Below are 217 nucleotides of genomic sequence, written 5' to 3' on the forward strand. Positions count from 1 at the left end.
ATTATGACTGAACTTGCCACAGGTAAAACTATAGAAGAGGCTTTAAAAATCACCGATGATGATATACTGGAAGCCATCGGTGTGCTTCCCGAAGAAAAAGCTCACTGTTCCAATTTAGGAGCAGGAGCTTTGCATCTTGCTGTAATGGATTATCTTGACAAACAGGATGATAGTAAACCTGCTATTGGGTAAATTTTTCGCCAATCGTTACTGTAAC

Annotated in this window: 1 protein-coding gene; it reads left to right on the forward strand. The window is 39.6% G+C overall.

Annotated elements, in window-relative coordinates; all coding sequences use genetic code 11:
• Positions 1–192, forward strand: a 192-nt coding sequence (locus IE222_RS26245) for an iron-sulfur cluster assembly scaffold protein (protein WP_191277317.1), incomplete at its 5' end; no start/stop codon positions are given.
• Positions 193–217 lie beyond the last annotated feature (25 nt).

This window comes from Neobacillus kokaensis, assembly GCF_014656545.1.
Taxonomy (GTDB): domain Bacteria; phylum Bacillota; class Bacilli; order Bacillales; family Cytobacillaceae; genus Neobacillus; species Neobacillus kokaensis.